The sequence below is a fragment of the Catellatospora coxensis genome, from assembly GCF_016862635.1.
Classification (GTDB): Bacteria; Actinomycetota; Actinomycetes; order Mycobacteriales; family Micromonosporaceae; genus Catellatospora; species Catellatospora coxensis.
Genome location: NZ_BONI01000166.1, coordinates 1 through 3649, shown reverse-complemented (window position 1 = coordinate 3649; position 3649 = coordinate 1). Strand labels below are relative to the sequence as shown.

Below are 3649 nucleotides of genomic sequence, written 5' to 3'. Positions count from 1 at the left end.
GGGCGCGGTCAGGCCGTTCGACGCGCCGTCCTGGTTGACCGCCGAGCCGCGTACCACCGCGAGCACCTGATGTCCCAGCCGCTGCGCGTCGGACAGCCGCTCCACCAGCAGCATGCCGACGCCCTCGGCCCACCCGGTGCCGTCGGCCCGTGCCGAGAACGCCTTGCAGCGCCCGTCGGGCGACAGGCCGCGCTGGCGGCTGAACTCCACGAACGTGCCCGGCGACGACATCACGGTCACGCCACCGGCCAGCGCCATGTCACACTCGCCGCTGCGCAGCGCCTGGACCGCGAGGTGCAGCGCGACCAGCGACGACGAGCAGGCCGTGTCCACGGTGACGGCGGGGCCGACCAGGCCGAACTGGTACGCCAGCCGGCCCGACAGCACGCTGCCGGTGTTGCCGGTGAGCAGGATGCCCTCCAGCTCCTCCGGCATCTGGTGCACCGGCGGGGCGTAGTCGTGGTACATCAGCCCGGCGAAGACACCGGTCTGGCTGCCGCGCACCGTCGCCGGGTCGATGCCCGCGCTCTCGAGCGTCTCCCACACGGTCTCCAGCAGCAGCCGCTGCTGCGGGTCCATGGCCAGGGCCTCGCGCGGCGAGATGCCGAAGAACTCGGCGTCGAACTCGTCGGCCTCGTGCAGGAAGCCGCCCTCGCGCACGTAGGTGCGGCCGGGGCGCTCCGGGTCGGGGTCGAAGATGTCGTCCGGCCAGCCCCGGTTCACCGGGAAGCCGGAGATCGCGTCGCGGCCGTCGGCGACCAGCCGCCACAGGTCGTCGGGCGAGGCCACCCCGCCCGGGTACCGGCAGGCCATGCCGACGATCACGATCGGGTCGCCGGACACGGCGGCGGCCGGTGCGGCCTGCCGCGCGACCGTGCCGCCGGACAGCTCGCCGGCCACGTAGCCGATCAGCTCGTGCGCGGACGGGTAGTCGAAGACCAGGGTCGTCGGCAGGTGCAGCCCGGTCGCGGCGGCGAGCCGGTTGCGCAGCTCGATCGAGGTCAGCGAGTCGAAGCCCAGCTCACGGAACGCCCGCGCCGGGTCGATCGCCCCCGGGTCGGTCCGGCCGAGCACCGCGGCGACCTCGCCGAGCACCAGGTCGGCGAGCGCGCGGGCGCGTTCCGGCTCGGGCAGCGCGGCGAGTCTGCGGGCCACGGCCGGCCCGTCGCCGTCGCGGCCCCGGCGAGCCCGCACCGGCACCAGGGCGCGCAGCAGCCCCGGCACGGTCGCGCCCGGCCGGCGCAGCGCGGCGGCGTCGAAGCGCAGCGGCGCCAGGTGCGGCCGGTCGTCCCGCCAGGCCTGGTCGAGCAGCGCCAGACCAGGCGCGTGGGCAAGCGGGAGAACGCCGGTCGCGGCCATCCGGGCCAGGTCGGCCGCGCCGAGCGCGTCGGCCATGCCGCCGGACTGCTCCCACAGACCCCAGCTCAGCGAGGTCGCGGGCAGCCCCGCCTGGTGGCGCTGGGCGGCCAGCTCGTCGAGGAACGTGTTCGCGGCGGCGTACGAGGCCTGCCCGGCCGCGCCGATGAGCCCCGAGATCGACGAGTACAGCACGAACCGGGTGATCCCCAGGCCGCGGGTGAGTTCGTGCAGGTGCCAGGCGGCGTCGACCTTGGCCCGCAGCACCGGGTCGAGCCGCCGCGGGGTGAGCGCCGAGAGGATGCCGTCGTCGAGCACCCCGGCCGCGTGCACGACCGCGGTCAGCGGGGCGTCGGCGGCGATCCCGGCCAGCACCCGCGCGAGCGCGTCCCGGTCGGCGGTGTCGCAGGCGACGATGCGGGCGCTCGCGCCGAGCGCGGCGAGGTCGCCGGACAGCTCGGCCGCGCCGGGGGCGTCGGGGCCGCGGCGGCTGAGCAGCAGCAGGTTGCGTACACCGTGCGCGCGGGCGAGGTGGCGGGCCAGCAGCCCGCCGAGCGCGCCGCTCGCGCCGGTGATCAGGACGGTGCCGGCCGGGTCGGGCGCGGTCACCGGAGCGGTGCTCGGCGCGGCCCGCACCAGGCGCGGCGCGCTCACCTCGCCCCGGGTCAGCGTCAGCTCGGTCTCGCCGGTGGCCAGCGCCTGCGGCAGCCCCGCGAGGTCGCCGTCGGTGGCGACGAGCGCGAACCGGCCCGGGTACTCGGTGGCGGCGGTGCGGATCAGGCCGCGTACGCCGGACAGCCGCAGCGCGTCGGCGTCGTCGAGCAGCACGACCAGCCGCGATCCGCGGGGATCCGCGGTCCACTGCTGCACGACGGCGAGGGTGTCCGCGACGGCGGCCTTCGCCGCGGTGGCGGGGTCGGCGTCCCGGTCTGCGGTGACCCGGTAGAGCACCGTGTCGGCCGGTCCGGCCTTCTCCGCGAGGTAGTCGTCCCAGCTGGTGACCGCCGCCGTGGCCGCCGGGTCGATGGCGACCGGGACCGGCGCGATCGTATACATCGCCCCGAGCGACGGGTCCGCGGCGTCGCCGGTGACCGGACGCCAGCGCAGCTCGTCGACGCTGGCGACGGGCAGGCCGTGGGCGTCGGCGGCGCGCAGGCGCACCGTCTCCGGGCCGGTCCAGGTGTACGCGACCCGCAGCGCGCCCGCGCCCGGGGCGTGAACGCGTACCCCCGAGAACGTGAACGGCAGCGCGGCCGGGCGGTCGTCGCCGGTCACGCCCGGCAGCAGCGGGTGCAGCGCGGCGTCGAGCAGCGCGGGGTGCAGCAGGTAGGAGGCCGCGTTCGGCTGCTGCGACGCGGGCAGGGCCACCTCGGCGAACACGTCGCCGTCGCGTCGCCACACCCGGCGCAGGCCCTGGAAGGCGTCGCCGTAGCCGTAGCCGTGCTCGGTCAGGCGGTCGTACACGCCGTCGAGGTCGATCTCCGACGCCCCGGCGGGCGGCCAGATGTCCCCGCTCACCGCGGGCACGTCGTCGGAGGAGGCGGTCAGCACGCCCTCGGCGTGGCGGACCCAGGGCAGGTCGAACCCGTCGGGTCGGGAGTAGACGGCGAACTCGCGCCGCTCGTCATCCGGCCGCCCCGCGACGGCGAGCTGCAGCAGCACCGCACCCTGTGCGGGCAGGACCAGCGGCGCGACGATGGTCAGCTCCCGCACCTCGGGGCAGCCGGCCTGCTCCCCCGCCCACAGCGCCAGCTCGGCGTACGCCGTGCCCGGCAGCAGCGCGGCCCCCCGGATCTCGTGGTCGGCCAGCCAGCCGTGGGTCTGCCGGGACAGCCGTCCCGTGACGACGAGCCCGTCACCGGCGGCCAGTTCGACACTCGCGCCGAGCAGCGGATGCCGCGCGGCCCCGAGCCCCGCCGCGGTGAGCCCCGAGCCCGTCCGGCTGTCGGTGTACCAGAAGCCCTGCCGCTGGAAGGCGTACGTCGGCAGGTCCACCCGGCCGCCGCCGGTCGTGGCCAGCAGCGCCCGCCAGTCGACCTCGACGCCCCGGGTGAAGATCGCGCCCAGCGCGGTGAGCAGCTCGCGGGTTTCGTCGCGCTCGCGCCGCTGAACACCGACCGCGACGGTGTCCGCCGTCAGGAACTCCGAAGCCATCGCGGTGAGCACCGCGTCCGGCCCGACCTCCAGCAGCGTGGAGGCACCCGCACGGGCCAGTGCGCCGACCGCGTCGGCGAACAGCACCGGACGGCGTACGTGGTCGACCCAGTAACCCGGCCGGGACAGTTCCTCGGCA

The 3649-nt window shown here is 76.5% G+C and carries 1 protein-coding gene; it reads right to left on the bottom strand.

The window, feature by feature from the left end; all coding sequences use genetic code 11:
• Positions 1–3649: type I polyketide synthase (locus tag Cco03nite_RS41685; protein WP_203699582.1), on the bottom strand; the 3649-nt coding region annotated here is incomplete at both ends.